This is a genomic window from Nocardia ignorata NBRC 108230 (assembly GCF_001612905.1).
GTDB classification, from domain to species: Bacteria; Actinomycetota; Actinomycetes; order Mycobacteriales; family Mycobacteriaceae; genus Nocardia; species Nocardia ignorata.
In genome coordinates, this window is record NZ_BDBI01000012.1 from 358,333 (window position 1) to 385,041 (window position 26,709).

At 68.6% G+C, this 26,709-nt stretch carries 27 protein-coding genes and 1 pseudogene; 12 read left to right on the top strand and 16 right to left on the bottom strand.

Annotated features, from left to right (window positions below; all coding sequences use genetic code 11):
• Positions 1-106: 106 nt before the first annotated feature.
• From NI2_RS33775 to NI2_RS12760, 4 genes are all read right to left on the bottom strand, one after another.
• Positions 107-802: a hypothetical protein gene (locus NI2_RS33775; RefSeq protein WP_133734110.1), complete on the bottom strand. Its 696-nt coding sequence runs from the start codon at positions 800-802 to the stop codon at positions 107-109.
• A gap of 353 nt (positions 803-1,155) precedes the next feature.
• Complete coding sequence (locus NI2_RS12750; RefSeq protein WP_243749996.1) at positions 1,156-3,195, bottom strand: MMPL family transporter; 2,040 nt, start codon at positions 3,193-3,195, stop codon at positions 1,156-1,158.
• A gap of 58 nt (positions 3,196-3,253) precedes the next feature.
• The gene (locus NI2_RS12755; RefSeq protein WP_243749995.1) at positions 3,254-3,784 is read right to left on the bottom strand and encodes a WKL family lipoprotein; all 531 of its coding nucleotides are present in this window, start codon (positions 3,782-3,784) and stop codon (positions 3,254-3,256) included.
• A gap of 6 nt (positions 3,785-3,790) precedes the next feature.
• Positions 3,791-4,135 carry a hypothetical protein gene (locus NI2_RS12760; protein ID WP_067490079.1) on the bottom strand — a complete coding sequence of 115 codons (345 nt, stop codon included), beginning with the start codon at positions 4,133-4,135 and terminating at the stop codon, positions 3,791-3,793.
• Between the two features lie 166 nt (positions 4,136-4,301).
• Here NI2_RS12760 and NI2_RS12765 point away from each other — a divergent pair, with 166 nt between their 5' ends.
• The 3 genes from NI2_RS12765 to NI2_RS12775 are packed head-to-tail and all read left to right on the top strand — an operon-like array spanning position 4,302 to position 6,612.
• Positions 4,302-5,297 carry an NHL repeat-containing protein gene (locus NI2_RS12765; RefSeq protein ID WP_067490082.1) on the top strand — a complete coding sequence of 332 codons (996 nt, stop codon included), beginning with the start codon at positions 4,302-4,304 and terminating at the stop codon, positions 5,295-5,297.
• Positions 5,297-5,524 (top strand): DUF5703 family protein, encoded by a 228-nt coding sequence (locus NI2_RS12770; protein ID WP_067490085.1) that lies wholly within the window; start codon positions 5,297-5,299, stop codon positions 5,522-5,524. The genes NI2_RS12765 and NI2_RS12770 overlap by 1 nt, the downstream gene beginning before the upstream one ends.
• An 8-nt stretch (positions 5,525-5,532) precedes the next feature.
• Positions 5,533-6,612 carry a quinone-dependent dihydroorotate dehydrogenase gene (locus NI2_RS12775; protein WP_067490088.1) on the top strand — a complete coding sequence of 360 codons (1,080 nt, stop codon included), beginning with the start codon at positions 5,533-5,535 and terminating at the stop codon, positions 6,610-6,612.
• Positions 6,613-6,615: 3 nt separating this feature from the next.
• On the opposite strand, the gene NI2_RS12780 is transcribed toward NI2_RS12775, so the two are convergent.
• Complete coding sequence (locus NI2_RS12780; RefSeq protein ID WP_067490091.1) at positions 6,616-7,002, bottom strand: hypothetical protein; 387 nt, start codon at positions 7,000-7,002, stop codon at positions 6,616-6,618.
• 215 nt (positions 7,003-7,217) lie between these two features.
• Here NI2_RS12780 and NI2_RS12785 point away from each other — a divergent pair, with 215 nt between their 5' ends.
• From NI2_RS12785 to NI2_RS12795, 3 genes are all read left to right on the top strand, one after another.
• Positions 7,218-8,699: a PfkB family carbohydrate kinase gene (locus tag NI2_RS12785; protein WP_084476380.1), complete on the top strand. Its 1,482-nt coding sequence runs from the start codon at positions 7,218-7,220 to the stop codon at positions 8,697-8,699.
• 54 nt (positions 8,700-8,753) lie between these two features.
• A complete protein-coding gene (locus NI2_RS12790; RefSeq protein ID WP_067490094.1) occupies positions 8,754-9,431 on the top strand; it encodes a GTP cyclohydrolase II in 678 nt (225 codons plus the stop codon).
• A gap of 131 nt (positions 9,432-9,562) precedes the next feature.
• Complete coding sequence (locus tag NI2_RS12795) at positions 9,563-11,389, top strand: AMP-dependent synthetase/ligase (RefSeq protein ID WP_067490097.1); 1,827 nt, start codon at positions 9,563-9,565, stop codon at positions 11,387-11,389.
• Between the two features lie 48 nt (positions 11,390-11,437).
• Here NI2_RS12795 and NI2_RS12800 read toward each other — a convergent pair whose 3' ends face one another.
• Both NI2_RS12800 and NI2_RS12805 read right to left on the bottom strand, forming a co-directional pair.
• Complete coding sequence (locus tag NI2_RS12800; RefSeq protein ID WP_067490099.1) at positions 11,438-11,965, bottom strand: YbhB/YbcL family Raf kinase inhibitor-like protein; 528 nt, start codon at positions 11,963-11,965, stop codon at positions 11,438-11,440.
• A gap of 39 nt (positions 11,966-12,004) precedes the next feature.
• A complete protein-coding gene (locus NI2_RS12805) occupies positions 12,005-13,366 on the bottom strand; it encodes a M20/M25/M40 family metallo-hydrolase (protein ID WP_084476381.1) in 1,362 nt (453 codons plus the stop codon).
• Between the two features lie 100 nt (positions 13,367-13,466).
• Between NI2_RS12805 and NI2_RS12810 the strand changes: the two genes are divergently transcribed.
• Positions 13,467-13,796, top strand: coding sequence for an ArsR/SmtB family transcription factor (locus NI2_RS12810; protein ID WP_067490102.1), 330 nt, complete (start codon positions 13,467-13,469; stop codon positions 13,794-13,796).
• An 11-nt stretch (positions 13,797-13,807) separates the two neighbouring features.
• Positions 13,808-14,416 carry an SRPBCC family protein gene (locus NI2_RS12815; protein ID WP_067490105.1) on the top strand — a complete coding sequence of 203 codons (609 nt, stop codon included), beginning with the start codon at positions 13,808-13,810 and terminating at the stop codon, positions 14,414-14,416.
• 21 nt (positions 14,417-14,437) lie between these two features.
• On the opposite strand, the gene NI2_RS12820 is transcribed toward NI2_RS12815, so the two are convergent.
• Positions 14,438-15,664, bottom strand: coding sequence for an alpha/beta fold hydrolase (locus tag NI2_RS12820; RefSeq protein ID WP_067490108.1), 1,227 nt, complete (start codon positions 15,662-15,664; stop codon positions 14,438-14,440).
• 82 nt (positions 15,665-15,746) lie between these two features.
• Between NI2_RS12820 and NI2_RS12825 the strand changes: the two genes are divergently transcribed.
• Positions 15,747-16,361, top strand: coding sequence for a TetR/AcrR family transcriptional regulator (locus NI2_RS12825; protein WP_208115373.1), 615 nt, complete (start codon positions 15,747-15,749; stop codon positions 16,359-16,361).
• Here the strand turns inward: NI2_RS12825 and NI2_RS12830 are convergent.
• Together NI2_RS12830 and NI2_RS12835 are read right to left on the bottom strand one after the other, a co-directional pair.
• Positions 16,343-17,263: a zinc-binding dehydrogenase gene (locus NI2_RS12830; RefSeq protein ID WP_067490407.1), complete on the bottom strand. Its 921-nt coding sequence runs from the start codon at positions 17,261-17,263 to the stop codon at positions 16,343-16,345. The two genes, NI2_RS12825 and NI2_RS12830, sit on opposite strands and share 19 nt — an antisense overlap.
• A gap of 95 nt (positions 17,264-17,358) precedes the next feature.
• Positions 17,359-20,694, bottom strand: a complete 3,336-nt coding sequence (locus tag NI2_RS12835; RefSeq protein WP_067490114.1) for an ATP-binding protein — start codon at positions 20,692-20,694, stop codon at positions 17,359-17,361.
• Positions 20,695-20,809: 115 nt separating this feature from the next.
• Here NI2_RS12835 and NI2_RS12840 point away from each other — a divergent pair, with 115 nt between their 5' ends.
• Positions 20,810-21,253 (top strand): DUF4267 domain-containing protein, encoded by a 444-nt coding sequence (locus NI2_RS12840; RefSeq protein WP_166655794.1) that lies wholly within the window; start codon positions 20,810-20,812, stop codon positions 21,251-21,253.
• A 34-nt stretch (positions 21,254-21,287) separates the two neighbouring features.
• Here NI2_RS12840 and NI2_RS34745 read toward each other — a convergent pair whose 3' ends face one another.
• Positions 21,288-21,500 (bottom strand): nuclear transport factor 2 family protein, encoded by a 213-nt coding sequence (locus NI2_RS34745; RefSeq protein ID WP_371851972.1) that lies wholly within the window; start codon positions 21,498-21,500, stop codon positions 21,288-21,290.
• The gene (locus NI2_RS12845; protein ID WP_208115371.1) at positions 21,455-21,808 is read right to left on the bottom strand and encodes a YybH family protein; all 354 of its coding nucleotides are present in this window, start codon (positions 21,806-21,808) and stop codon (positions 21,455-21,457) included. The genes NI2_RS34745 and NI2_RS12845 overlap by 46 nt, the downstream gene beginning before the upstream one ends.
• A 127-nt stretch (positions 21,809-21,935) precedes the next feature.
• Between NI2_RS12845 and NI2_RS12850 the strand changes: the two genes are divergently transcribed.
• Positions 21,936-22,889, top strand: coding sequence for an endonuclease/exonuclease/phosphatase family protein (locus tag NI2_RS12850; RefSeq protein WP_307657047.1), 954 nt, complete (start codon positions 21,936-21,938; stop codon positions 22,887-22,889).
• A 3-nt stretch (positions 22,890-22,892) separates the two neighbouring features.
• Here NI2_RS12850 and NI2_RS12855 read toward each other — a convergent pair whose 3' ends face one another.
• Positions 22,893-23,477, bottom strand: coding sequence for a TetR/AcrR family transcriptional regulator (locus NI2_RS12855; RefSeq protein WP_067490120.1), 585 nt, complete (start codon positions 23,475-23,477; stop codon positions 22,893-22,895).
• Between the two features lie 65 nt (positions 23,478-23,542).
• On the opposite strand from NI2_RS12855, the gene NI2_RS12860 reads away from it, so the two are divergent.
• Positions 23,543-24,397, top strand: coding sequence for an alpha/beta fold hydrolase (locus NI2_RS12860; RefSeq protein WP_067490123.1), 855 nt, complete (start codon positions 23,543-23,545; stop codon positions 24,395-24,397).
• A 1-nt stretch (position 24,398) separates the two neighbouring features.
• Here NI2_RS12860 and NI2_RS12865 read toward each other — a convergent pair.
• The 3 genes and pseudogenes from NI2_RS12865 to NI2_RS12875 all read right to left on the bottom strand — a co-directional run.
• Positions 24,399-24,584, bottom strand: a pseudogene (locus NI2_RS12865) (OsmC family protein); the annotation flags it as partial.
• Between the two features lie 123 nt (positions 24,585-24,707).
• Positions 24,708-25,319 carry a class I SAM-dependent methyltransferase gene (locus NI2_RS12870; RefSeq protein WP_067490126.1) on the bottom strand — a complete coding sequence of 204 codons (612 nt, stop codon included), beginning with the start codon at positions 25,317-25,319 and terminating at the stop codon, positions 24,708-24,710.
• An 86-nt stretch (positions 25,320-25,405) separates the two neighbouring features.
• Positions 25,406-26,491: a metallophosphoesterase gene (locus NI2_RS12875; protein WP_067490129.1), complete on the bottom strand. Its 1,086-nt coding sequence runs from the start codon at positions 26,489-26,491 to the stop codon at positions 25,406-25,408.
• Positions 26,492-26,709 lie beyond the last annotated feature (218 nt).

Consider the following 26,709-nt stretch of genomic DNA (forward strand, 5'->3'; position numbering starts at 1 on the left):
CACCACGCTGCGACGAAGGCGCCTGCCGTAACCGAGCTCCGCAGCGGTCCGCACCCGCTACCGCGGCCGACAGGTGTAGCCGCCGAGGAACCGGCGGGGGCTGGTCCTACCGGAAACCGCCTCCGAATCCACCGGAGTAGCCACCACCGGAGCAGCCGGAGTACCCACCACCCCCGTCGCCCCCGTAGTTGCTGGAGGGGCCGTAATACTTCCCGGACCGTCGCGGTCTGGTCGGATCGTGTGGATGCGGATCGATCAGCTCACCGGTCAGCGCCTGCCAGCCTTCGGCCTCACTCGAATACCTATCCGTCAGTGCCCGTCCGGTTTCGTTACCCCACGCCACCTGCGTATACGGGTGGCGTTCGCGCTCGGCACGCAAGGCTTCCTGAACTTCGGCCACGGTCAGCTCGCCCTCCGCCCCGAGGATGGCGTCCAGAGTGGACAGGTAGATCCAGAAGGTGCGCGCATTCGAGAAGGCGGTGATCTCGTAGGCCCACTGTGCCCCGGTGGCCGCGTCCAGCGCCGCGGCACGACGCGAGCGGATGCGCGCTTGTTCGCGCATGCGTTCTTCCTCGCGCCGCCGCTGTTCCTCTTCGATGCGCTGTCGTTTGCGTCGGCGCTCTTCTTCCAGGAATTCGGTCAGGTCGCCGGTACGTTGCTTGTACTCCGCGATCACCCGGTGGAACTCGGCGCGCAGTTCGGCGGCGTGCGTGTCGTAGTTCGCGCGCAGCCGCCGGTTTTCTTCTCGCGTACCGCAGCGACCACAACAGGGTCCCGCCGAGTGGCGGCTCGAGGTGCGCACCCACTTCACGTGCGCGGGCCTGTAATTCGCTGATGGCGCCGAGCAGGTCGTCGGTCGCCGTACGCCACCGGTCGTAGTCGCTGCTGGAGACCGAGGTGTCCGGATGCGCATCCGATCGGAAACCTGGATCGCTCACGCACGCGAGATAGTCATGGTCCCGGATCAGTTCACCGATCACATCGAGGCGGCGATTCTCGACCAGGTTCGCCAGTGTGCTCACGTGTACCGTGCGGCCCATACCTCATTGTGACAGAACTACGTTGTCCGACACGGCCTTTCACACGGGCCGATCCACATGATGACCCCGAGGTCGACCGCACCCTCCGCGCCGGGGTCGACCGCCGGGTTCTCCCTCACCGCCAGATGATCTTGAGCAGCGCGGGGGTGAGCACCATGCGGATGATCGTGGCGTCGATGATGAGCGCGACGATCATCCCGTAGGCGATGTACTTCATCAGCACCAGGTCGGAGAATCCGAACGCACCGGTCACCACGATGAGGATGGCGGCGGCGGAGGTGATGACCCCGCCGGTGTGGGCGACGCCGTAGCGGATCGATTCGGTGGCATCGGCACCGGACGCGCGTTTCTCCGCGATGCGTGAGAGCAGGAAAACCTCGTAGTCGGTGGACAACCCGAAGATGACCGTCACGATCAGCGCGACCACCGCGAACATCAAAGGCCCGGGCGTGAACTGGAAGACCCCGGCCCCGTGCCCTTCTACGAAGATCCAGGTCAGCACACCCAATGTGGACACCAGGCTGAGTGCGCTCATCGCCACGGCCTTCACCGCGAGGATCACCGACCGGAACGCCACGATCATCAAGGCCAGGGCGGCGGCGATGAGAATCGCCAGCAGCAGTGGCAGCCCGTCGATCAAACCGTTGATGCTGTCGCGTTCCAGCGCCGGAATGCCGGCGACCATGATCTCGACGCCCGGTGGTGCGGGCAGTGCGCGCAAGGTGTCGATCACCCGGTCGGCATCGCGTTTGTCCCCGAGCCCGGCCGAGAGCACGTTCACATCGTTCTTCGTCGGCGCGGCCGGTTCGAACCGCCCGGTCAGACCCGGGACCTGGTTGGCCTCGAACCGGATGTCGCTCAGTTGCTGCGGGGAGGCGCCGACCACCACCAGTTTCAGCGGTTCGGTGCGGAACCCCGGGAACAGCCGGTCGAAATCCTCCTGCGCCACCCGGGCGGGGTTGTCGGCGGCCAGGTACTTCTCGCTGATCCCGCCGAACTCGATGTGGCGCAAGGGAATACTCAATGCCAGCAACCCCAGCACGATCGGGATCACCACCGCCCACGGCCTGCGCATCGCCCAGATCGCCAGCCGGGAGAAGAACCCGGCGTCGATCTGGGCTTCGGTCTTGGTGCGGGAGAACCGTTTCAAGCCGAGCCAGTCGATGCGCCGCCCGGCGATACTCAACGCGGCGGGCAGGGCGGTCACCGACAGCACCGCCGCCAGCATCACCGCCGAGATGCCACCGTAGGGCACCGAGCGCAGCACCCCGTTGGGGAAGATGAACAGGGCACCGAGGCTGAGCGCGATGATGCCCGCCGAGAACTGCACCGTGCGGCCCGCGGTCGCCACGGTGCGCGCGGTCGCTTCCTCCACGCTGCGCCCGGCGGCCAACTCCTCCCGGAACCTGGTCACCGTGAACAGCCCGTAGTCGATCGCCAATCCGAGACTGACCAGCGTCATCACGGCACTGGCGAACACGTTGACCTCGATGTGGTCGGTGAGCACCCGCAGGATCCCCGAGGTGCCGAGGATGGTGAGCCCACCGATCAGCACCGGCAGCAACGCACCGATCACTCCGCCGAACACGAAGTACAGCAGGATCGCCACGATCGGCAGCGCGATGATCTCCGCGCGCCGGATGTCGTGCTGCATTCCGATGTTGATGCCCTCGACCACCGGCTGCAACCCGGCCAGCTGCACCGTCGTCCCACCGGGTCCGCCGCCGGGCACACCGGCGTTCAGGTGAGGTTTGAGTGCCAGGTAGTTGTTGACCGTTGCCGTGCCGCCGCCACCGGCCAGCCCGATGCTGGCGAAGGCGTGCTGTTTGGTCGGGTCGGAGGCGTTCGCCGAGAACGGGCTGTCCCAGTAGCTGTCGATCTTGTGGATGCGCTCGCCGTGCTCGGCACGTAAACCGTTGAGGGCGGCCAGGACCGGGCCGCGCACCGCCGGATCGTCGACGGTGGCGCCGGTCGGGGCGGTGTAGATGACGATGAGGTCGCCGTCGGTGTCGCGCCCGAAGGTGTCGTCGGCCAGTTTCGACGCGGCGACCGACTGGCTGTCCTCGTCGAACCAGCCCTCCTGGGTGTAGCGGCCGGCCAAATCGCGGCCGTACCACCCGGAGATCGCCACCGCGAGGACGAACAGCCCGAGCACGAGAAAACGATGCCGGTGGACGAAACGCCCCCACCGCATCGACCGCGATTCCCGCATCTCAGCCGCAGGCGGCGGTGCGGTAGTCGGCCGAGCGCAGGATGCCGCACAGATCGGTGCGCGAGATCTTCCAATTCCCGTCGATCAGCACGAAATGCACGATGGTGGTGCGGACATTGGTGCCCGACCCGTCCTTGTCCAGGCGCATGGTCGCGGTGAGCGTGCCGTCGCGGTTGTCGAACACCGGGTCCACGACCCCGTACACGGCGTGCGGGTTGTCGCGCAGCGCCTTGTACATGTCGGGGATCGCGTCCTTGAACGCGGCGCCGTCCTCGATGAGAGCGGTGCGTTCGTCGTCGGGCAGGTTGGGGTCGAGCGCGCGTTTGATCTGCGCGTCGAGTTCGGCGGCGGTCGGCAGCGGCACATTGGCCTTGCTCGACGAGATCGCGACCGAGGAGGACAGGGAGGCGTTGGCCGAGGACCGTGCGGCGTCGACCGAGGCCTCGTCGGTCCCACCGCAGGCGGTGAGGACGGCGAGGGCCGTGAGGCAGGCGGTGGCCGCAGCGGCCCTGGCGAGAAGTGTGGAAGACATCACCATCTACATACCATCAATGACGGAACCGATCCGGCCGAGGATGCCGCGAACACTGGTTTCGGGTCGATGCACGGGTTGCGCGTGCTCGATCAGGTCGCGCACGAACGCGACGACGCTTCGCTCGTCGTCGAGGTCGATATCGGTGACCTGCGCGCCGGCCTGGGCCACCACATCGGCCGAGCCGGGCACGGTTTCGCCCAGGTCGGGGCGGTATATCTGGACGGTCAGGGTGGCGCGCCGGGTGCGGAAGGCGAAGGGCCGTCCGTCGTCGGTGGTGCCGAAACCGTGGGCGAACGGGCCGAGTGAGAGGTCATCGATACCGAAACCCGACGCGGTGGGCTCGGTCATCGTGTGTTCTCCTGCCGCTGCGAGGGGCGATCAGTTGTCGACACGTCAACAGTAACGCGCGTCACCGACGTCGCGGCGCGGGCCACCCGGTCGGAGCTACTGGTGAGTCATCATGGTCAGATGGTGATCTGCGGTCATCTCGTGCGGAATTGAAGGAGTTCGGTGCATGCGCCTTCGTGGCTCGGTCGCCTCGACGTTGCTGGTGGCACTTGTGGTGACCACCGGTTGCGCGGGTGAGGACAGCGGCCCCTCTGTGCCGACCCGGGAACCGGCGCGCGCCGCGGTCTCGCCCGTCGTGGCAGGTGTCCCGGCCGGGAGTGTCACGCCGCTGTCGGCAACGAAAGCGCTACTGGCCGAACGCGCGACCGGTCGGCTCGCCGCGCTCGACACCGCGGGCACGACGCTCGCCCTGATCGACTCGGCGGGCACCCAGCGGGTAACCCTGCCCGTCGCGGGCGCCGCCTTGGCGCAGGGGACGGCCGGAGAGGTGCTCGTCGCCGCCGACCGCCGGGTGCTGCGGGTGCGTGCCGATTCGGGCGCGATCACCGAACTGCCCGTCGAGGGTGACGTGCGCAGTGTGCAGATCCGGCCCGATGCGAGCCTGGTCGTCGGCACCGCCGACGGCACCGTCCGCGTCCTCGACCCCACCGGCGTCGTCACCCGCACCGTCACCGGTCTCGTCTCGGCCGACGCGCTCGCGGTCACCGGCGACGACATCACCGTCCTCGACCGCAAACAGACCGCCGTCGTCGGTGTCGGCACCGACGCGCTCGGCCTGATGCTGCGCGCGGGCGACGGCGCGACCAATGCCCTGGCCGACCCGCACGGCCGCATCCTCGTCGCCGACACCGACGGGGGTGAACTGCTCGTCTACTCGGCCGGTCCGCTCGTGCTGCGTCAGCGGTTCCCGGTAGCATCGGCGCCTTACGCCCTGGCCTACGATCCGCGCTCGGACACGGTCTGGGTGTCGTGCACAGAGAGCAACGAGGTCGTCGGGTACGACCTGTCGACCGGCATCGGTGTCGAGGTCGACCGCTTGACCACCGTGCGTCAGCCCGACGCGATCGCCGTCGACGAACGCACCGGCGACCTGTTCGTCGCCTCGGCCGCGGGCGAGGGTCTGCAGCGGATCGGGGCCGGACAGCGGAAGAGAGGGCTGTGATGGCGACTCCCCCGAGCTGGGAGACCAGCAACGACGACTACGAATACGTGCCGCTTCGCCTGCCACCGGAGGTCACCCGGGTCTCCGCCTCCATGCGGTTGGCCATCCAGGCCGAATTCGGTGGCTGGGAACTGTCGCGGGTGCGCGCCTACAACGACGGCAGCCGCCGGGTGTTGTTGCGCCGCCGCAAGACCGCCGTCCTCCCTGTGCCCGAACCCGGATTGTGAGCCGACCCATGTACGCCCTGCTATTACGTTTGATGTTCCTGATCCCGCCGGAGCGGGTGCACCACCTGGTGTTCGCGGCCCTGCGGTTCGCGACCTGGTTCCCGCCCACGCGATGGGTGGCGCGCAAGCTCACCGTCGTCGAGGACCCGATCCTGGCGACCACCGCGTTCGGTGTCGATTTCCCCGCCCCGCTCGGGCTGGCCGCCGGTTTCGACAAGAACGCCGACGGCGCGAACACCTGGGGATCGCTCGGTTTCGGGTTCGCCGAGATCGGCACCGTCACCGCCCAGGCCCAGCCCGGCAATCCCGCGCCGCGCCTGTTCCGGGTATCGGCCGATCGCGGCCTCATCAACCGCATGGGCTTCAACAATCACGGCGCGGCCGCCGCGGCCGCCCGCCTGCACGGCGCGCACCCCACGGTGCCGATCGGCGCGAACATCGGTAAGACCAAGGTCGTCGAACCCGATGCGGCCGCAGCCGATTACGCCACCAGCGCGCGCCTGCTCGGTCCGCTGGCCGACTTCGTCGTGGTCAACGTGTCCTCCCCCAACACCCCCGGCCTGCGCGATCTGCAGGCGGTCGAATCGTTGCGCCCGATCCTGGCGGCCGTGCTCGAGGTGGTGTCGGTGCCGGTGCTGGTGAAGATCGCCCCCGACCTGTCCGACGACGACATCGACGCCGTCGCCGACCTCGCTGTCGAGCTGGGTCTGGCCGGCATCGTCGCCACCAACACCACCATCCGCCGCGACGGCCTGAAGACTCCCGCCGCCGAGGTCGAGGCGATGGGCGCGGGCGGGCTGTCCGGCGCCCCGGTGGCCGAGCGTTCCCTGCAGGTCCTGCGCCGCCTCTACGCGCGCGTGGGCGACAAGCTCGTCCTGATCTCGGTGGGCGGTATCGAAACCCCCGAGCAGGCCTGGGAGCGCATCCTCGCCGGTGCCACCCTGCTGCAGGGCTACACCGGTTTCATCTACGGCGGCCCCTTCTGGACCACCCGCATCCATCGCGGCATCGCCGCCAACCTGCGCGCGGGCGGTTTCACCTCGCTGGCCCAAGCCGTCGGCGCCGAACACCGCACCGCGAAGGCCTGAACCTCACCCGTAGTACACATTCCGCGCACGGTCGCCGTGCCGCAATTTCGGCGGCCCCCACCCGACCCGGCGGTCGGGCGGATCGTGGAACGATTCGCCCGCGGGTTCGCGACCGGCGCGAGTGTCGAGTCGTTTGGCCAGTTTGATCAGCGCCTGCTGCCACATCATGCCGAGGATGTCGGCGCGGGCGCTGATCTCGGCGTGGGCGATGCGGTCGTAGGCCATGCCGAGATCGCTGACGAGTTCGTCCAGTTCCATGCCCGCGCGAGCCTGTTCCGTGGTGAGCAGATAGCCGGGCAACCAGCTCAGGGTCCAGGAATCGGGGCCGACGCGTTCGGCGTATTCCGGTGTGCGGTCGCTGCGCATGGTGTCGTCGGTGCGGAAAATCATCGCGGACCTGCCTTCCCCGGCGAGCGCTTCACCTGTCCGGGTGTCCGGCGGGGCGGGCGCTCCCCCGTAACCCAGTGTGGCATTTGCCTTTTGTCCGGGTCAATTGCCATTGTAGAGAGGTAATTGCCGCAAACCGGGCGTGGCAAACCCGGCATTGTGGCGATCGCAGTCCGGCGACCGCGTGGTCGCGGGTCGTCAGGTGACGGGAGGCAGACATGTCGATGGTTCCCCAGGACGCCCGTGTCGCCGCTATCCGCAGCATCCTCACGCGCCTCGGCAAATACTCCGGCCTGAGCGCGGAACGCTTGCGCCACACCGAGATCGACGCCGCGCCGCTGCTCGAGCTGCTGTCGGTGCGCAGGCACGCCAGGCGCACCGGTGACAGTGTCGAAGCCGCGATCCTGCCGGTGGTGCGCGAGGTCGCCCAGTGGCTCTCCCCGACCGATCGGCTCATCGTCGATGCCGCCCTGTGTCTGGGGTTGTGGCGGGACCGGCCGGGCGTCGGTGTCGATGTCGATCGCCTGTATGCGGACAACCTCGGCGAACGTCGAGAGGCCTTGACCGAACAGTGGGTCGCGCTGCACACCCTGCTCGATGTCGACCCGATCCCGGAGACCCCCACCGTCAAACGCCTGCGCACCGTCGCCGAACACGCCGCGTTCACCGCCCTGGCCGGGCTGCTCGCCGCCGACTCGGGCTATCCGATGGCTCAGCCCGCCGCGCCCGCGCCGACCGCGCCGCCGCCCGCCCAGCGCGGGGTGGTGACGGTGTTCGGTGACGCGGTGATCGACCACCTGTACCGGGTGGACGACTTTCCCACCGCCACCAGCGCGGCCAGCGGCAGCTTCACCGGCCATCCCGGCGGCAAAGGCCTGAACCGGGCGGTGGCGGCGGCCCGGCTCGGCATCGACGTGCACCTGGTGTGCGCGGTCGGCGACGACGAGTACGGCCGCCGCATCCGTGAGTTCCTCGAAACCGAGCGCGTGCACCTCGATCTGGTGAAGGTGGTCCTGTTCGCGCCGTCGCTGGTGACCGCCGTCGTGCTGGCTCCCAACGGCGAATCGCGGATGATCGGCTGCCGCGACACCCGGGTGCAATTGCAGGACGAGGACCTCCACCGCCCCGAACTGCGTGCCGCCCTCGAGTCCTCGGATGTGGTGATCCTGAGTTTCGAGCAGCCCCCGGCGGTGATCGAACAGGTGCTGGCCACGGTGTCGCAGCTGCAACCCAAACCGCCCGTGATCGTGTGTCCCACCCCGTCGATGCCGGTTCCCCAAGGGCTGTACCAGCATTTCGGCGCCGTCGACTACCTGGTCGGTACGGCCGCCGAACTCGCCGCGCTGCTGCCCGACGTGCCCGCCGAGTCCGGCGACGACATCGCCCGGTTACTGCGCGGGCTCGGCGTCGGCACGGTGTGCACGGTCGAGAACTTCCAGTGCGCGGTCGCCTCCGACACGGTGAACACCGTCATCGATCACTTCCCGCAGGTGCTCAAGGCCTCCGTCGGTGCGGCGGCGGCGTTCACCGGGGCGCTGGCGCATCGGCTGGTGAACAGCCGAACCGCGCTCACCGCAGCCGATTTCGCGTGGGCCACCGCCGCGATGATTCCGACCCAGAAGCTGGGTGCGGTCGCGGTGACCATGCCCGGTGTCGACGACATCGATCGCATCGTGCGCCTGTACGCGCCGCGCGCCTGATCCGGGGGTAAAGTCGCGGCGTCGCACCGCACCCCGTCCCACCTCGGAGGATCGTTGACCATCCTGTCGTTCGGCAGTGCCGCGAGCACACGCGCCGGGTCCGACACCGCCCACCGTTTGGGCCGCGCGGGCGGGCAGCTTCCGGTACGGGTCGTCGAGATCGCCGACCCCGACGACGGCGGGCATCTGCTGGTCTTCGGTGATCCCGGCGACGGTTGCCTGGTGCGGGTGCATTCACGCTGCCTCTACGGCGAAAGCCTGGGCTCCGACGACTGCGACTGCGGCGCCGAACTGCGCACCGCGATGGACCGCATCCAAGCCGAGGGCAGTGGTGTGCTGGTCTATCTGGAGCAGGAGGGGCGCGGCGCCGGCCTGATCTGGAAGGCCAGGGGGTACCGGGAAAGCGAATTGTCGGGCGCCGACACGTTCCAGGCTTATGAGCGCCTCGGCCTGCCCGCCGACACCCGCCGTTTCGCGCCCGCCGCCGACGCGCTCGCCGAGCTGGGCTTGCGCCGGGTACGCCTGCTGACCAACAACCCCGACAAGTGCCGGGCACTGACCGATGCGGGCATCGATGTGGACCCGGTACCCCTGACGATCACCCTTTCCTCGGCCCGCGGCAGACGGTATCTGCAGGCCAAACGCGTGCACCGTCACCACACCATCCCCGCCGACGATATGGTCGCCGGCACCCGCCGCCGGATGTGGTGGTGGCCCGGTCGCCGCAGGTAAACGCCCCGGGATTCCCGATATCCGGCTACGATATGTGAGCCGTGCCACTTTTGACGTCTTCGCCTCGAGATGATGCGAGGAAAGTCGTCTCATTGGTTCGGCACTTCAGCTCGGCCTATGGGAACAGGGATATGACAGAGATCGGTTTCGCGCACGCTTCCGGGGTCACGGTGCACACCGTACCCGCCGCCTTCCAGCAGACCGCCGCCTTGCGGCCCCGCCAGATCGCGCTGCGCACCGTCGGCGGCACCCAGGAGATCACCTGGTCCGAATACGCCACCCGGGTGCGCGCCCTGGCCGCCGGCCTCGCGAAGCTCGGTGTCGGACACGGCGATTCGGTGGGCATCATGCTCACCAACCGGCCCGAGTTCAACCTGGTCGACACCGCCGCGCTGCACCTGGGCGCCACCCCGTTCTCGGTGTACAACACCAGCTCGCCGGAGCAGATCGCGCACGTGTTCGCCAACGCGGGCAACCAGGTGGTCATCACCGAGCAGGCCTTCCTCGATGCGATCCGGGAATCCGGCGCCGAGATCGCGCACACGGTCCTCGTCGACGGCACCGCCGAGAACACCGTGTCACTCACCCAGCTCGAATCGGACCCGCTGCCGGAGTTCGATTTCGACGCCGCCTGGCAGGCCGTGGAGCCCGGCGACCTGGCCACCCTCATCTACACCTCGGGCACCACCGGCCCGCCCAAGGGTGTGGAGCTCACCCACGGCAATGTGATCGCCCAGGTCGTCGGCCTGGTTTCCGGCCCGCTGCCGGTCGGTTTCGACGACCGCGCGGTGTCGTATCTGCCCGCCGCCCATGTCGCCGACCGCATTTCCGCGCACGCGATCAGCCTGCTCACCGGTGTGCAGATCACCACCGTCCCGGATCCGCGCGAGATCGCCGCCGCCCTGCCCGACGCCCGCCCGACGGTGTTCTTCGGTGTGCCACGGGTGTGGCAGAAGATCAAGACCGGTATCGAGAACAAGCTCGCCGTGGAACCGAGCCCGGTGAAGAAGGCGCTGGCCAACTGGGCGATCGGTGTCGGCGTCGCCGATGCGCGCGCCAAGTTGGCGGGCGAGGGCTCGTCGCTGCTGCTCGGTGTGCAGCACAGGATCGCCGACGCGCTGGTGCTGTCGAAGTTGCGTGACGCGCTCGGTTTCGCCGAACTGAAGGTCGCCGCCTCCGGTGCCGCCCCGGTGCCGCCGGAGACTCTCGAGTACTTCCTCGGCCTCGGCTTCTCGGTGAGCGAGGTGTGGGGTATGTCGGAGACCTCGGGTGTCGGCACGTTCACCGAGATCGACAAACCGCGCCCCGGTTCGGTCGGTCGCGTCATGGACGGGGTCGAGTTGCGGTTGGACGCCGACGGCGAGGTCCTCATCCGTGGCCCGATCATCACCCGCGGTTACCGCAACATGCCCGACAAGACCGCCGAAGCCATCGACGACGCGGGCTGGCTGCACACCGGCGACGTGGGCACGCTCGACGCCGACGGCTACCTGCGCATCGTCGACCGCAAGAAGGAGCTCATCATCAGCGAGGCGGGCAAGAACATCGCCCCCTCCAATATCGAGAACGCCATGAAGGCGGCCTCGTCGATGATCGGCCAGGCCGTCGCGATCGGCGACGCCCGCCCCTACATCACCGCCCTGATCATGCTCGATCCCGACGTCGCCGCCCTGCGCGCCAAGGAATTCGGTGCCACCGACGCCACCCTGGCCGAACTGTCGCGTCGCCCCGAGATCATCGAGGAGGTCAAGGAGGCGGTGCTCGCGGGCAACCGCAAGCTGTCGCGGGTGGAGCAGGTGAAGCGATTCCACATCGTCGAGACGCTGTGGGAGCCCGGTGGCGACGAGCTGACCCCGAAGATGTCGCTCAAGCGCACCCCCATCGCGAACAAATACGCCGACCGCATCGCCGAGCTCTACGCGGCAGAACCGCCCGCGGGCGTCGTGAACGTGAAGTAGGTCCGAAAGAACCGGTGGCCCCGCATCCGTGCGGGGCCACCGGTGTTTTCAGTGCTGTTCGTAGGTGCCGACGAGGGTGGCACGACCCAGGGTGTGGAAGAACAGATTGAACCCGAGGTAGGCCGGGGTCGCATCGGGGCCGACTTCGAGTTCGGGCACGTCGACGGCGTGCACGACCACGAAATACCGGTGCGGCCCATGACCTTTCGGCGGACCCGCGCCGACGAACCCGGGGAACCCACCGTCGTTGCGCAACGACACCGCACCGGCGGGCAGGGCGCCACCCTCACTGCCGGCACCGGTGTCGAGCGAGGTCACCGAGGCGGGGATGTTGGCGACCGCCCAGTGCCAGAATCCCGACGCGGTCGGGGCGTCCGGGTCGTACACGGTGACCGCGAAACTCTGTGTGCCCTCGGGGAATCCGGACCAGCTCAGCTGCGGGGAGATGTCCTTGCCACCCGCGCCGAACACCCCGGAGACCTGATCGTTGGCCAGCGGCTGCCCGTCGGTGATGTCGGTGGAGGTGAGGGTGAACGACGGCACCTTCGGCAGCGCGTCGTACGGGTTGTAGGTCATAGCGGCCTCTCTGTGTTGTTGGCGGCTGGGCCCGCGGGTTCAGCTGTTCAGCAGGAAGTGTTCCAGCACCCGGGTGCCGAATTCCAGGGACTGCACCGGTACCCGTTCGTCGACGCCGTGGAACAGGGCGGTGAAGTCGAGGTCCGGCGGCAGCTGCAGCGGCGCGAAACCGAAGCAGCGAATTCCCAAGCGGGCGAACGCTTTCGCGTCGGTGCCGCCGGAGAGCATGTAGGGCACGGTCCGCCCGTTGGGGTCGTTGGCCAGCACCGCGTCGTTCATGGCGTCGACGAGGTGCCCGTCGAAGGTGGTTTCGTAGGAGTCGAGTTTGGTGATCCACTCGCGTTCCACGTCGGGGCCGATCAGTTCGTCGACCTCGCGTTCGAACGCCGCCTGACGCCCCGGCACCACCCGGCAGTCGATCACGGCCTCGGCGGTCTGCGGAATAACGTTGGCCTTGTACCCCGCCGAGAGCATCGTCGGGTTGGCGGTGTCGCGCAGCGTGGCACCGATGATGCGGGAGATGGTGCCCAGCTTGGCGAGCTGACCTTCGATGTCGGGACTGTTCGGGTCGAACTGCAGGCCGGTTTCCTCGGTGACGGCGGCCAGGAATTCGGCCACCGAATCCGAGAGCACCACGGGGAAGGTGTGTTTCCCGAGCCGGGCCACCGCGTCGGCCAGAATGGTGACCGCGTTGTCCTCGTGCAGGAACGACCCGTGGCCCGCGCGAGCCTTGGCCCGCAACCGCATCCAGCCCAGGCCCTTCTCGGCGGTCTCCACCAGGTACAGCCTGCGTTCGGTGCCGTCGGGGCGCGGCACGGTCAGGGAGAACCCGCCGACCTCACCGACGGCTTCGGTGACGCCTTCGAACAGGTCGGGCCGATTGTCGACCAGCCACTGTGAGCCCCATTTGCCGCCGTTCTCCTCGTCGGCGAGGAACGCGAAGACCAGGTCTCGCGGCGGCACGGTGCCCTCGGCCTTGAACTGACGCGCCAGTGCCAGGGTCATCCCGACCATGTCCTTCATGTCGATCGCGCCGCGCCCCCACACGTATCCGTCCTGCACGGCGCCCGAGAACGGGTGCACGCTCCAGTCGGCCGCTTCGGCGGGAACCACGTCGAGATGCCCGTGGATCATCAGCGCACCCCGGCTCGGATCGGCCCCGCGCAGGCGGGCGAACACATTGCCGCGCCCCGGCGCTCCCGATTCGACGTACTCGGTCTCGTACCCCACCTCCTGCAGTTGCGCCGCAACCCACTCGGCACACTCTCGTTCGCCCTTGGTGGTCGCGAGCTCACCGGTGTTGGAGGTGTCGAACCGGATCAGCGTACTGACCAGCCCCACCACCTCGTCTTCCGCGCGAGACCGTCGATCGACTCCAGAACTTTCGCCAGATGCCACCACGCCCCTTTCCTACCACTGTTCGACGTCTCGACGCGCCCCGCGTAGGCATCACTCCGGTGCTTAGATTCTTACTTAATTAAATCTGTGCTTAAATAATGGGGTGCACGCTTTGGACATCCTCGGGGATCCGGTTCGCCGCCGGATTCTGGAACTTCTCGCCGCCGGTGAATGCGGTGCGGGCGCGATCAGTGACGCTGTGCGACAGGAATACCCGATCTCCCACCCCGCGGTGTCACATCACCTGCGGGTACTGCGGGAGAACGGGTTCGCGACCGTCCGCGCGGAAGGCACCCGGCGCCTCTACGCGGTCGACAGCGCCGGTATGCGTCAAGCCGACGAATGGCTCGAGCGGTTCCGCCACCTGTGGCAAACCCGGCTCGACGCCCTGGACACCGAGATCGCCCGCGGCAAACGCGAGCGACGCAGCTGAAGGAGACAGCAATGCTCGACATCATCGATCAGATCAACCGCACCATGACAGACCTCGGGCCGTCGAAACAGGTGCGGCTCGCACGGACCTACGACACGACCCCCGAGGACCTGTGGGACGCGTGCACCGACCCGCGGCGCCTGTCACGGTGGTTCGAGCCCGTCGGTGGTGAGCTGCGGGAGGGCGGCCGCTACCGGCTCGACGGCAGCGGAACGACCGGCACCATCGAAGAGTGCGTCGCGCCGACACGGCTGCGCATCACCTGGGAGTACGGCGACGACACGAGCGTGGTCGAGGTGACGATCACCGGCACCGAGGATGGGGCCGCCCTCGAGCTCACCCACACCGTGCCGGACAACGAACACTGGCGAACCTACGGCCCCGGCGCCACCGGCGTCGGCTGGGAAACCTCGTTCCTGGCAGTGGGCTTCTTCCTGTCCGGTGACGACAGGGCGACCCCGGCGGAGCTGGAAAAGCTGCTGTCCACACCGGAAGGCGCCGAGTACATCCGGCGCGCCGCGAGCGCCTGGGGCGACGCGCACACCACCGCCGGGACCGATCCGGCGACTGCCCGCACGGTCGCCGACCGCGTGGCCGGCTTCTACACCGGCGCCGAGTAGCGACGAGCGGAGGCAAGCCCGTCAAAAGCCTCGCACAGTCGCGGCCAACGCCTCGTCTGCGAGCGCTTTCGCCGCCTCTCGCGGTGCGTGGTGGGCGAGGGCGGTGACGAGATCGCGGATTCCTTGCCGCATCTCCGGTGTGAGGCGGGCGTGGCGTGCCACGTCGAGCTCGTTGGCGATGGTGAGGACGGCGAAGGCGTACAGGTCGTCCCCGGTGATCGTGACCGGTCCGCCGGTGAAGCGGTCGGTGACCCGAAGTGACGGTTTCCCGAGTTCACGGTAGGTCGGTGTGCGGGCGCAGGCGCCGTAGAGATAGACCGATTCCTCGGCAGGACAACCGATCACCTCGGCCAATCGGTGTCGCCGCGTGGTCGGTAAGAGTGCCGTGGCGAACCCGTCCGTGCCGTAGGTGGCGTGGCAGATCGCGGCGAGCCGGGTGCGCCGTGGGGCGTTCCACTCCGCGGTGATGGCCTGCACGCGCCGCAGGTGATCGAGCAGGTTCCCGCCCGGGTGCTCGACGCGTTCGGCGCCGAGTGCTCGCTGGAATTCGAATGCCGCACGGACGGTGTCCTCGTCGAGACAGGTATCGGCGTGCACCGCTATGCGATCCGCTAGCTCTTCCGGCGCGTCGCGGGCAACCAGGTGCCCTGCCTCGGCGATCACGGCAGTGGTGACGCGCCGGTTCGCCCGGCCCAGACGGTGCACATCGTCGTCGGCGAGGAAGGAGCGGCCGCCGCGCACGAGCAGGATGGGCAGGTCCACTGCGCCGATGGTGCTGAGCAAAGCGGGCCCGGATCCGAGGATGTCGTCGGTGAGGTCCCCGAGGCTTGCGCCGAAGCCCTGGTCGCGCAACCAGTTTCGTGTCGGCTCCGGGTCGGGATCGGGAACGACGTCCACGAGGACCAGTCCGGCGACCTTGGACCGGACGGCAGGTTCGGCCAGCGCCGCCATGGCAGCGAAGCCGCCGAGGGAGGCTCCGGCGACCACCACGGGTCCGGCCTCACGGCCGATGAGCGCGGCCACGTCGTCGGCGAGCGGCCGAAGCGTGGTGACCTGCCCGGAACTCTCGCCGTGGCCGCGCAGGTCGACCGCAACGGTGCGGTAGCCACGCGCCTCGAGCCGCGCCGCGATCGGCGACCACACGCCGCGACGCTCTCCCCCGGCGTGCAGCAGCAGGACCGTGGGTCCGCGACCGCGGACCGTGGCGCGCAGTGTGGCGTCGCCGAGGACGATATCGGTATGGATCATCGTGGTACCCCAAACCTTGACATGTCCAGGTAACGGTAGGGCTTGCTACCTTGTTGGGTCAAGGTAGTGTGACGATGTGAGCATGCCGAGAGTGCGGAGGCGTCCCGAGGAGGCGCGTCAGGCGATCCTCGACGCCGCCGCGACGCTCCTGGCCGAGGGCGGTCCAGCGGCCGTGCAGGTCCGTGCGGTCGCCGCCCGCGTCGGCATGACCGACGCGGGCGTCACCCATCATTTCCGAAACCGGCAGACCCTGCTCACCGAACTTTTGCGGCACGGCGGCCGCCGGCTCCGAGCGGGCCTCGCCGACATCGTCGCGGCGTGGCTGGACGACAACGCCGACCTGCCCGCACTCATCACCGCACTCCACGACTTCTACCGCGGCGGCTACGCCGATCTGGCCGTCGCCCTGCACGCCGCGGGTTGGCGTGACCGGGGCAGCGGCATGCTCGACCCCGTCGTCGAGGCCCTGCATCGAGCCCGCCCACCGGGCAGTTGCCTCGACGACACCCGCCACGCGGTCGCGGCCCTGCATCAGGCCGTGGCGATGGATGTCCGCTACGGCAACGCTTTCCGGCGCAGCGCCGGGCTCACCGACGCCGCCGCGACCTTCGACGCGCACGCACAGTGGTGGGCACACCACCTCGAAACCACCCTCGGCCTGTCCGCGCCCGGCCGGGCTCAGGGCTCGAGCACGTAACGACCGCGCGCCCCACCCTCGGCCATGGCCCGGTGGGCGTCGGCGGCCCGGTCCAGCGGCAGGACCGCGTGCACCCGCGTAGGCAATCGGCCTGCCGCGGCGAGGGCGAGCAGTTGCCCCAAACGTGGTCCGTCCGATCGCACCATCAGCACGTTCACGGTGATCCCCCGTTCCACCGCGGGCACGATATTGGGCCGGACACCGACGAACACTCCACTGTCGCGGACCGGTTTCAGGCCCCACGTCTGCTGCGGGGTGGCGTCGACGACCGCGTCCCACCCGGGTTCGACCGCGGTGACGAAGTCGGCGCCGAGTCCGCGCACGAACTGTTCGTCGGCCGCCCTGGCCAGACCGGTGACCCGCCAGCCGCGGTCGGGTGCGAGGGCGGCGACACCGGCCCCGATGGCACCGGCGGCTCCGATCACCAGCAGCCGGTCACCGTCGGCGGGTGCCTCGCCGAGCATGTCGAGGATCTGTGCGGCGCTCAGACCACTGAGCGGCACCGTGGCTGCCGGGACCAGGTCGAGCCCGTCCGGCACCACTGCGAGGTCGGTGGCGGGCACGACGAGTTGTTCGGCGTAGGTGCCGAAGTCGCGGTCGAAGCCGAGCACGACACCGGCGACTCGGGTCCCGACGGCCAGATCGACGCCGGGTCCGGTGGCCAGGACGGTGCCGGCGAAGTCCCAGCCCAGTCCGGTGTGTTCGGGTTGGTCAATCATCCCGAGATCGTGGAAGAAGCCGCTGACGACACCGAGGTCGGTGGGGTTGACGGGTGCGGCCGCGACGCCCACCCGAACCTCACCGGGTCCGGGCTCGGCGACGGGGACGTCGATGATCTCGATCGAGTCGGGTCCGGCGGGTGTGCGGACGACGGCGGCCCGGAAAGTTCCGGCTGTGTTCATGATTCGCTCCTCCATCAGTGCTGGTGGATTCCAGCCTGCTCGTGCGACTTGGAAGGGAGTTGGAGCCGAATCGGACGTCGCCGTGACCTGCGCTGTCAGGTGCGGATCGCCGCGGCGGCGCGTGCCCTGGCTTCGGTGGACCAGTGTGGTGCGTTCCACCGTTGGGCGATGTCGGCTGCCTGCGCGAAATGCGCGGCCGCCTCGTCGCCGCGACCGAGGAACACCGCGAGTTCGCCCAGTACGTGCGCGACCGGGCGCACGGCGAGCGACACGCTCTCCGCGCCCGCGGGAGGACCAGCGCGGTGTGGCAGCAGGTCCGCATAGACCCGCTCAGCGCCGTCGCGGTCGTTCACGGCGATCAGGGCCAGCGCGCGCAGGCTCGTCAGGAAGGTGAAGAAGAAGTCGGCTCGGATCGGAGCCGGTGGTGTGGGCACTACTTCGTTGCCGCGACCCGCGGCGTGCAGGGCCAGTGTCAGCAGGTCGGCGACCATCGGGCCGAGCGCGGCGTGGACGGCGCGGACCTCGTCCAGGTGGGCGCCGAGGGTGCCGTCGTTGATCCAGATCGCCGCGCGGGCGATGCGGAGGAACCCGGCGGCGTGCACCGACCCGGCGCGTTCCATGCGCTGGGTGGCTGTGATGTAGCGGCGTTCGGCGTCGGCGAACCGTCCCTCGATCAGTACCAGCGTCGCCAGGGCGATCTCGGCTGCGCCGACCGCTTCGGGCATCCGGTAGGCGCGGGCCAGGTCGCGCGCTTGTTCACTGACGCGACGCATGGTCGTCGGATCGTTGGCGGCGGCGGCACCGGCAGCCAGGTTGAGCAGGGCGGTGATGCGGTACACGGGCAGGTCGTGTTCGGTGCCGATCGCCAGGAGTTCCCGCGAGTACTCCTGGCGACGCGAGGCGCGCGCCAGAATCAGCAGGGCGGCGGCGCGCAGACCCGGGGAGGTCGCCGACTCGAGTGCTTCCAGGGCCGCCGGCATGACCGTCGGATCGTCTTCGCCGACCAGTTCGTGGGTGTAGGCGATGAGCAGATGAGCGCGCACCTCGCGGTCGAGATCGGTGCGGGTGAGCAACCGGGCGAGCCGTTCGACGATCGGGCGGTCGACCGTGCCGTACATCCGGGACTGCCACGGTGTCGGTTCGGTCCAGGCGGTGAACGCGGCGATCATCAGATCCTCACGTCCCAGCGACTCGGCGAACTCCACTGCCTCCTCGCGCGTGCGCCTGGCGCCCGCGATGGACCCGGCTCTGACCTGTGCTCGCAGCAACCTGCCGAGCAGATCCACCCGTTCGTCCGGTTCGCGGGCAGCGGCGACCGCATCGGTGAGGAGCGCGACCGCCACATCGTGGGCGTAGCGCGCCTCGGCCAGTTCCGCGGCTTGCACGCAGTACCCGACGGCTTTCGGCGATCCGGCCCGCGCCCAGTGGTGTGCCAGGGCGACGATGTCGCCGGAGCCTTCGAGAGCCGCCGCGATCCGCGCATGCATCCTCGTCGTGCGCGCCCGGCTGACACCGGTGACCAGGGTGTCTCTGACCAGGGCGTGCACGAACCGGACACGACCGGGCCCCGGTTCGTCGAGCAGCCCGGCGATGACGCCCGCGTCCACGGCGTCGAGCACGCCGTCCTCGTCGGTGTCGGCGGCGCGCACGAGCACGTCGACCGAGCATTCGCGACCGGCCACCGCCGCCAACCGCAGCACGGACACACCGCTGTCGGGCAACCGTGCGAGCCGACGCCGCAGCACGTCGCGGACACCCTCGGGAACCTCCGAGAGCGCGACCAGTGCGCCTTCACCGTTGAGCAGGCGGGCGGTCTCGCGCACGTAGAAGGGGTTGCCGCCGGTTCTTTCGGCGATTCCGGCCACGGTCGAGTCGTCGGTGTCGCATTCGGCTCGCACGAGTTCGGCGACGGCGTCGCGGCCGAGTCCGGGCAGGTCGAGCCGAAGCGGGGCGGTGCGGGCCAGGGTGGCGAGTGTTTCGGTGAGGCGCTCGCTTTCGTCCGAACGGTAGGCGGCCACGATCAGGATCGGGGCCCGGGTGTCGATGCCGCCGGTGAGCAGTTCCAGGGTGGCGGCGTCGGCCCAGTGCAGGTCGTCGAGGACGACGGCGACGGGACGCTCGGTGGCGGCTGCGGCGAGCCAGGTCCACACGGCTCGCCGGAGCCGGAATCGTCCGGCTGCCGCGTCACCGTGTGCGGGCGCGAAGTCGCCCAACAGCGGTGCCAGATCGTCAGAGAACGGTTGGGGCGCAGCGCTTTCGGCGATCGATCGCAGCACTTCGACCCAGGCCCAGGCCGGTGGTGCGCTGTCGACGTCGGGGCAGCGCCCGGCGGCTACGAGCCATCCGTCGCGGGTGAGTGTCGTGGCGAGGTGCTCGAGCAGGGTCGACTTGCCCTGTCCCGCTTCGCCGGTGATCAGGGCGGTTCTCGCGCCGTCGGTGATCGCTTGGCCGGCGGCTCTGGTCAGGGCTGCGAGTTCGTGGTCGCGTCCGACGAACGGGGTGGGCGACCGGCCTTTGTCGAATGCCGTTGCCGCTGAGTGTGATCCGACGCTCCCGGAGTAATTCTTCCCCGGGCCGACCGCACCTGGTCCGCCCGCAGCCGCAGCATCTTCGGGCGCATTCCGGCTCCTGGGCAGCACAGTCCGCTGCGAGGACGCCACCGGAACCGCCGCACGCAGGAAGTCCGTGCGCTGAGCCAGGATCGCCTCTTCCAGTTCCACCAGGTCCGGGCCCGGATCTAGGCCGAGCTCATCGGCGAACAGGGTTCGGGCGCGACGCAGTGCGGTCAGCGCATCGGCCTGACGCCCACTGCCCCACAGCGCCAGCGCGTGCAGCCGCCACCCTTCCTCGCGCAGGGGTTCGTCGCGGGTGAGGGTCTCGGTGTCGGGAACGACCGTCGCGGCCCGGCCCAGGCGCAGACCTGCATCGATGTGCAGTTCGCGCGCGACCAGGCGCAACTCGTGCAGCCGTGCTGTTTCGGCGGCCACCCACGGCTCGTCGGCGACCTCGGCGAACGCGGGACCGCGCCACAGCGCCAATGCCTCGTCGAGCCGGGCGCGCGTGTCCTCGGGATCGGTGAGTGTGCGGGCTTGTTCGAGTAGTTCCTCGAAACGCCAGGCGTCCACCGCGTGCTCGGGTAGGTGCAGCGCGTAACCGGGTGCGGCGCTCACCAGCAGACGGGCCGGTGCCCGTGGTGGTCGGTCCGGTTCCAGCAGGCGGCGCAGATTCGACACATACGCCTGCAACGACGCCAACGCCCGCGACGGTGCTTCCCCACGCCAGAGGTCTTCGACCAGCCGGTCCACCGGCACTACCTGCCCGCGCGCGGCCACCAGCAGTGCGAGCACACCGCGTTGACGCGGGCCACCGAGGGGAAGCGGTTCGCCGCCGACCTCGGCCGCGAACGAGCCCAACACCCGGATCAAGACCATGACCAGCCATATCGTACGCGCGCCTGCCCGCACGGTTCCAAGTCGGCTCCAACTGCCTTCCAAAGCTCGGCGAGCAGTCTCGTTCACATCGAAACCCATTGAAAGGCAGGGCAATATGAGCATCAGCACCCAGGGCACGCGGATCGGCACAGTGGGACGAAAGGTGGTCACGAGGTATCGGATCACCACCGTGATGGCCGTGATCTGCGCTGCGGCACCGTTGTATTTCGGGCTCAGCTTCCTGCTCGCTCCCGAGAGTTCGCCCGCCGGTTTCGGTATCACGCCGTGGCCCACCGGCAATGCCGACGGCTATTTCGTCGTCAAGGGCGTACGCGATATCTCTATCGCCGCGGTGGCGTTCCTCGTGCTCGCACTGGGTCACCGTCGCGTCCTCGGCTGGATCGTGCTGATCAATGCGGTGATCCCGTTCGGCGACGCAATGGCCGTGGTGACGCATGGCGGAACGGTGACGACAGCGCTGAGCGTGCATATTTCGGCAATGCTGTTCCTCGTGCTGACGGCCGCACTGCTGCTCACAGAACGCCCCGCGCGCGCCTAGCCGAAACCGGAGCAGGTCGATGTGGTCGTCTCGATCACACCGACCTGCCGGCTGTCCTGCGCACACCGAACCGCGCAAGCAGCGCCCGCGCCGCGAGACCGAAGATCGTCCTGCCCGCATCGGCGGGCGCGTCTTTGCTCGGCGCGCACCAGACTTGAAAGGTCTTGGGGCTCATCGGAATCGAGATGTGCTCGTGCGTGATCACCCATCGGCCGTCCACCCGCCGAAGGCAGACGGTTTCGCGCACCCAGATCGACAATTCGATGCCGCCTTTGTGCTTGCCGGAATCAGGTGAAGCATGTTGGCGAAGGCCACGTCTCCGTCGACGGCGATCGTCAGCTCATGTGTTTCCAGCTCGATCGGCCCGTCGTACCCGTCGAACCACCGCAGAAAGTTCGCCCGCACCTCCTCGGTTCCCGAAAACCGCAGCGGCGCGACAGCATCGTAGTAGACGAGGTCCTCCGCATAGAACGACATCGCCGCGTCGATATCCTTCGATTCGTGCGCCCGGGTACGACTTTCCAAGAATTCCCTGATCTCGCTCTCACCTGACATTCCGCGTCTCCTTCCGCGACGTTCGGACCTTTTCGGTAGTCCGACGAGACAGCGACAACGAATGTGAGGCCCCCGCCGAGCGCGCCCCTGGTTCGGAAAGTCTCGCTGCGCGTGTTTGGCTGGCGTGGTGAGCGCGCGGATTGTTCGGATCGGGGTCGGGGTGGTTGCCGGGGTGGCGACGCTGGCCGGAATCGCCGGTGTGGCGTTGCATTTTTCGCGGTGGGATGTGGAGCCGGTCGTGTTGGCGGCGTCGGCGGCGCCGTATCTGATGTGCGGTGCGGTGGTGGGGGCGGCTGGTTTCGCGGGCATCAAGCAGTGGGTGGCTGCCGGGGTGGCGGGGATCGTGGTCGCCGCCGGTCTGGCGACCCAGGCACCGCTGTACTTCGCCGATGGTGGTCGCGAGGGGCCGGCGATCATGGCGATGCAGGCCAATCTGCTGTTCGACGGTGCCGATCCGGTGGTGCTCGTGAACGAGGTGCGAGCGCGGGATATCGCCGTGCTCACCGTCAACGAGCTCACCCGCCCGGCGGTCGAGGACCTGGGTCGTGCGGGTCTGGATGCCCTGCTCCCGTACCGCTACCTGGCCCCCGGTCAGACCGCGAGCGGGACCGGGATCTGGAGCCGATACCCGTTGTCCGACACCGTCGAATACGACGGGTACGTCCTCAACCAGATCTCGGCCACCGCCGCCGTTCCCGAGGTCGGTCCGGTGTCGGTGTATGCCTTCCACCCGGTGCCCCCGATCTATGACACGCGTGTCTGGGCCGATGAGCTGTCACGGCTCCGGCAGGTGCTGGACGGCGCGCCGGCCGATCGCCCGGTGCTCGTCGGCGGCGATTTCAATGCCACCCACGACCATGCCCGGTACCGCGCTATTGCCTCGGGTCGCTACGCCGACGCGGCCGCACAGGCGGGCGCGGGTCATCTGGTCACCTACCCGACAGACAAATCGATACCCCCCTTGGTCGGCATCGACCATTTCCTACTCGCCGACGCGCACGCCACGAACGTGGAAACCGTCGATCTGCCCGGCGCCGACCATCGAGCCCTGGTAGCGCGCATCGTCTTTCCCGCTCGATGAGAACTACGACTCGGCCCGAGTCAGCACCGCCTCCACCCGGGCCCGCATCGCATTCCCGGCCGCCAGCAGCGGTTCGGCCGAGCGCAATGTCCGGCCGAGCACGAACGCCCCTTCCAGCGCGGACAGAATCGCCAGCACAAGATCGCGCGCTTCGTCCTGGACCAGTCCACGACGCACGAAATATGTGGTGCCCTGGTCGATCCAGTCCGCGACGACCTCGGCCACCACCTCCCGCAGGTCCGGTTCGGAGTCGGCGATCTCGCCCGCCACGGTCCCGACGGGACACATATTCATCCACCCGGATTCCTCGAGCGTGCGGGCCGCGTCGGCGAACGCGGACGACACCGCGACGGCAAGGTCCTCGTGCGGGTCCATCAGCAGCGGCAGCAACTGGATGTAGGCGGCACCGGAATCACGCAGCGCCACCGCGGCGATCTGCGGTTTGCCCTGCGGGAAGTGGTGGTAGAGCGAGCCCATCGGCGCGTCGGCGGCGGCGGTGATCTGCTTGACCGTGATCGCGCTGTACCCGTGCGTGCGCATCAGTTCGGCGACGGCGGTGACCAGACGTTCCCGGGTAGGCGTTGACATCTTCTCCCTCACCGCTCCAGACTAGAGCAAACGCACTAGAGTGTTCACTCTAACTGGAGGTTCTCATGCCGTCCGTCGAACTGCCCGCCGGCCGCGTCCACTACACAGAGCGTGGGGAGGGACCGCCGGTCGTGCTGCTGCACGGCTTGTTGATGAACCACCGGGTGTGGGATTCGGTCATCGATCTGCTGCCCACCGGGTTCCGTTATGTGCTGCCGGATCTGCCGTTGGGCGCGCACCCCGAGCCGCTGCGTCCGGGCACCGACCTGAGTCTGCGCGGGCTGAATCGGCTGATCGCGGACTTCCTCACCGCTCTCGACCTGCACGATGTCACTCTCGTGCACTCGGACTGGGGTGGTGGACTGTTTATGACCGCGTACGGTCTCGACGAGCGGGTGGGTCGGCTGATCGTCTTCCCCAGCGAGGCGTTCGACAACTTCCCACCCGGCCTGCCCGGCAAATCCGCGATCCTCGCCTCCTACCTGCCGGGCGGTATCACCTTGGCCCTGCGCCAGTTGCGCGTGCGCTGGTTGCGCGAGACTCCACTGCTGTTCGGCTGGATGGCGAAATTCCCTCTGTCGGACGAGCTCGTGCGCGCCTGGACCGACCCCGGTCTGCGCGATGCCGGTATCCGCCGCGACCTGCTCGCCTACACCCGCTCCGGTTTCGACAAGGCCGAATTGATCGCCGCAACCGAAGCGCTGCGACACTTCCGGGGTGAGGCATTGATCCTGTGGTCGTCGGCGGGCAAGGTGATGCCCCGCGAGCACGGCCGCCGCCTCGCCGACCTGATCCCCCGCGCCCGACTGGTCGAGATCGACGACGCCTACGTGTTGTCGATGCTCGATCAGCCGAGCGCGGTCGCCGCCGCTGTCACCGAGTTCCTCACCAGCACAACGGTCCGCCCGACGGAACGGTGAGTCAGCCGACCTCGAGGGTGGTGTTCACCGGTGTGACGCCGGTCGTCGAATCGAGCACGGGGCAGTGCGCATCGACGGCTTCCTGCAGTTCTGCGTCGCGCTGCGGAGTCTCGGGACCGTTGATCCGCACGGCGACCCGCACCGCCTGGAACCCCGCACGCACCGTGTCGTCGATTGCGCATTGGCCGTATCGAGGGCCACCGCTTTCGCTGTCGCTTCGGAAGTGCTGTTCAACGCCGCGAGCCGACTGGTCATGCTCGCACGCTATCGATGCCGCTGTCCCTGGCCAACCGATGATTTCCACCCCTGCTCAACGGGCGACACCCAGGGACAATGCGGCGAAGGCTTTCGGGGCGCCGGGTTGGTAGAACCGGTCGAGTTCCACTATTTCGAATCCGGCATCGGCGATCAGTGCCGGGATGTCGCGCGCCAGATGGCATCCACCGGCGACCCGCTGCTGGATCGGATCGAGCCGGTGCTGCCACACCTGAACCGACTCGTCCGGCGCCAAACCGTGCTCGACGAAATGCAAGGTGCCGCCAGGCTCGAGCACCCGCCGGATCTCGGCGAGTGCCGCCGCGACATCGGGAATCGTGCACAACGTGAACGTCGACAGTGCGGTGTCGAAACTGCCGTCCCCGAACGGCAGCGCCTGCCCGTCCAACCCGGCTCGCTCGATCGGAACACGGCTGGCCGCAACCCTTTTCGCCGCGATCTTCCACCCCACATCAGCGGGCTCCACCCCACTGACCCGCTCCACTGTCTCGGGATAGAACCCCACATTGTTCCCGGACCCGAACCCCACCTCCACCACATTCCCCCGTAACCCGGAACACACCCGCCGCCGCAGCGAGTCGTTCACCCGCGCCCCACACACCTTGTCGGTGAGATGCGGAAGAACCCGATCGGTATAGAAGCCCATCCCCCGATCATCCTCGCCGACCAGCTACCAGAAAAGACCCCTGTAGTCGTCAGCCGCACAACCAGCGAAGCTCGGTCCGAGTCGGTTCAGGCGAGGCGGCGGTCGAAGACCTGGGTGCCGATTGCGGTGGCGGGGTCGACGGTGACGACGCGGGCGCGCATCGAGTCCGGGTGCAAGTCCAGAACCATGAAGCCCAGTTCGTGGTGGGTTTGGTAGAGGGCGTTGTGGCGGCCGGCGGGTTCGCCGGGCTGGCCGGTGGAGGTTTTGGCCGAGGCGCCGGAGATGATCTGGCGGGTGCCCTTGGTGGCGGGGGTGGGTTCGAGGATCTGCATGGTGTGGTCGTGGCCGGACAGCAGTAGCGAGACCTTGCCAAGGACGTGGTCTTCGAAGAAGCGTTTGGCGTGGATGCCGTTGAGCGGTTCGATCGGCAGGCCCTCGTAGTTGCCCGCGTCGCCGTGGGAGCCGTTGCTCAGGTAGGGGTGGTGGGTGCAGGCGATCTTCCACTGCGCGGTCGACTCGGCCAAGGCCCGGTCGAGCCAGGCGCGCTGTTCGTTCATGTAGGGGCCGTCGACCGCCCAATACGGGTCGAACACGGGCGGAATGTAGGCGGCCAAGGGGTTCACGTCGAGAACGAAGAACTCCACGACGGGGTTCTGCTCGGGTACCCGCAGCGAGTAGTAGCGGCTCGGCATCCACCAGCGCGGCGAATGGGCGTGATAGGCCACTTCGTGGTTGCCGCGCGGCAGCCAACCGCCGTCGCCGGGAAACACCGAACTGGTGTCGTGGTTGCCGAGCGCCATCGCCCACGGGAAGTCCAGGCCGGTGTTGGGGTCCTCGAATTTCGTCGCGAACTGGATGTCGTCGGGCCCGTTCGGACCGGAGTCGTAGATGTTGTCGCCGAGGCCGACCGCGAGCGAAAACGGTTCGCGCGCATGGAATTCCCGTGCCGCGTCGGCTACGGCCCACTGCGTGCGGGTCCCGGTCCCGGCGTCACCGGTGACAAGCACCCGCACCCCACGCGCCGCCTTCGGCGCGAACTTCGCCACCTCGGTGGGCACGGCACCGGCCGGGGTGAGCCCGACCAGCGTCAGACCCGCGACGACACCGGCCGCACCGGCGAGAACTTCGCGACGGCCGAGACCGTTCGCTGCTGGGCTGGACTGCGCGCGCATGCTCACCTTCCGTAAGGAGACGCCACTGGACGACCGACCTGATCGAAGCATAGGGGCATTATCAGAGCACGAGCGGACTGGCGCCCGCGAGACGATCGGCGCGTCGCTCCGAGGGCGCGGTCGATTCGCCTTCCTCGGATCCGGTACCAACGGCGGGTCGGCCTTGCCGTCGCGGGCGGGAACTCGGCCGGACAGGCGCCGAAATCGGTGTGACAGAT